The 2,402-nt window shown below is 63.5% G+C and carries 2 protein-coding genes and 1 pseudogene; 2 read left to right on the top strand and 1 reads right to left on the bottom strand.

Annotation, left to right across the window (positions count from 1 at the left end; all coding sequences use genetic code 11):
• Positions 1-356, bottom strand: a pseudogene (locus WBB85_RS09340) (DUF533 domain-containing protein); the annotation flags it as partial.
• 147 nt (positions 357-503) lie between these two features.
• Between WBB85_RS09340 and WBB85_RS09335 the strand changes: the two are divergent.
• Together WBB85_RS09335 and WBB85_RS09330 are read left to right on the top strand one after the other, a co-directional pair.
• A complete protein-coding gene (locus WBB85_RS09335; RefSeq protein WP_432638350.1) occupies positions 504-1,403 on the top strand; it encodes an NAD-dependent epimerase/dehydratase family protein in 900 nt (299 codons plus the stop codon).
• Positions 1,404-1,528: 125 nt separating this feature from the next.
• Positions 1,529-2,402: MATE family efflux transporter (locus tag WBB85_RS09330; RefSeq protein WP_432638349.1), on the top strand; the 874-nt coding region annotated here is incomplete at its 3' end.

Here is a 2,402-nt window from a genome sequence, read left to right as displayed (position 1 = left end):
GGCGGCAGACCGGCGCCGGTGCCGCCATCGGGCCGCGATGCCTGGGACAGGCCTTCCAGCAGGCCGCCCAGCCCGCCGCTTTGACTGCTGCCGCGCCCGGACAGGATTTCCCCCAGCTGACCAAGGCCACCGCCTTGCCCGCCGCCGGTCAGGATATCCTGCAGGCTGCCGCCGCCGGTTTGCCGGCCGCTCGGTGACTGGTCGCCGCCAAAGACGGTACCCGATCCGGCGCCACCGCCCGTCGTGGTGCCCCGCGGTTGCGCGCCGCCGGCTTTTGCGCCTTGCGCCATGGTCGAAATGCCCTTTGCCACGGCGACGCCGACGGCAACTTTCGCGAGTGTTCCAAGAAGACTCATTATTAACTCCCACCTTAGTTGAAATGTACGCGTACCGATGCACGGTAGTGCAATCGCAGGCCGCGACAAACGCAATTTTTCGCCGCGGTGAATTGCACCCCGCCCGATAGCACCTATAACGGGCCCGGTCAGCAAGGGAGACACGGAATGCGGATTCTATTCACCGGGGGCAGTGGCAAGGCGGGCAGAGTGGTGGTGCCTTATCTTATGGCGCAGGGCCACCGGGTGCTGAATGTCGACAAGGTGGCGCTGGATGTGCCGGGGGTCGACAACCTGATCGCCGATATCACCGACAGCGGCCAGATGTTCAACGCGCTTTCCGCCTATGCCGGGTTCGATGAACTGGAGCCGGGCACGGGCGTTCCCAAATTCGACGCGGTGGTGCATTTCGCCGCCGTGCCGCGCATCCTGATGGCGCCCGACAATGAGACCTACCGGGTCAATGTGATGGGCACCTATAACGTTATGGAAGCCGCGACCAAGCTGGGTGTCCGCAAGATCGTCTTTGCCTCGTCCGAAACCACCTATGGGATCTGCTTTGCCGACGGCATGCGGCAGCCCGAGTACATCCCGCTCGACGAAGAGCATCCCGTGGTGCCCGAGGACAGCTATGCGATGTCAAAGGTAGTGAACGAGGTCACCGGGCGGTCCTTTCACCAGCGCAGCGGCGCGGATATCTACGGGCTGCGGATCAACAACGTCATTTCGCCCGAGCAATATGAAAGCGATTTCCCGGTCTGGCTGGAAAACCCCGACATGCGGCGGCGCAATTTCTTTGCCTATATCGACGCCCGCGACCTTGGACAGATCGTCGACCGCTGCCTGAAGACGGACGGGCTGGGGTTCCAGATTTTCAACGCCTCGAACGACGACCATTCGGTGGCGCTGACGACGCCGCAGATCATCGAACGCTACTACGCGGATGTGCCGCTGGCGCGCGCGATGGGCGAAGAGGAAACCTTCTACTCGAACCGCAAGGCGCGCGAGATGCTGGGCTTCCGGCAGGAACACTTCTGGCGCAAATACACCCGCGACCCGCGCGGCTGACCCCCGGTTCATCCCTCGTCTGCAAATATCCCCGCCGGAGGCGATCCGCGGCCCCCAAGGGCGCCGGTTTGAGGTGTCTTGCCGGGGCGCTGAAAAGCGCCTAAGGCTGCGCGATGATCACATCGATGACCAAATGGCAGCACGCGCGTGCGTTGCTGGTGCTGGGACTGCCGCTTGTCGGCAGTCATCTGGCGCAGTTTGGCGTGCATGTGACCGACACGGTGATGCTGGGCTGGTACGGTGTCAACGAACTTGCCTCGGTCGTCATCGGCGGCAATTTCTGGTTCATCATCTTCATCGTCGGATCGGGTTTCGCCGCGGCGCTGCCGGCCATCGTCGCATCGGCAATGGCCAAGAAGGACGAGGTTCAGGTGCGGCGCGCGACGCGCATGGCGTTCTGGCTGTCGCTGATCTACGCGACGGTCATGCTGCCGGTGTTCCTGTTTGCCGAAGCGATCCTTCTGGCAGCCGGGCAGGATGCGGAAGTTGCGCGGCTGGCGGGCGATTACCTGATCATTGCCGGCTGGGGGGTCTATCCGTCGCTGATGATCATGGTGCTGAAATCCTACCTTTCCGCGCTGGAGCGCACCGGCGTGGTTCTGTGGGTCACCGTTGGCGCTGCGGTGGCGCATATCTTCACCAACTGGGTCCTGATCTTCGGCAAGCTCGGCTTTCCCGAGATGGGGGTTCAGGGCGCGGCGGTGTCGACCTTGATGACCGAGACCGTCGCCTGCCTGATCCTCGCGCGTTACGCGGTCCGCAACTTCCCCGAGCATGATTTGTTCGCGCGGTTCTGGCGGCCCGACAACCAGGCGATGGCGCAGATTTTCGCGCTGGGCTGGCCCATAGGTCTGACCATGCTGGCGGAGGTCGGGCTTTTCGCCGCGGCGGCGCTGATGATGGGATCGATTTCCCCGATTGCGCTGGCCGCGCATGGCATCGCGCTGCAGCTGGCGGCCTTTGCCTTTCTCATTCACCTCGGCCTGTCCAATGCCGCAA

Source organism: Albidovulum sp., assembly GCF_049646345.1.
Lineage (GTDB): Bacteria > Pseudomonadota > Alphaproteobacteria > Rhodobacterales > Rhodobacteraceae > Albidovulum.
The sequence above is the reverse complement of the archived record's forward strand: the minus strand, read 5'-3'. Positions and strand labels throughout refer to the sequence as shown.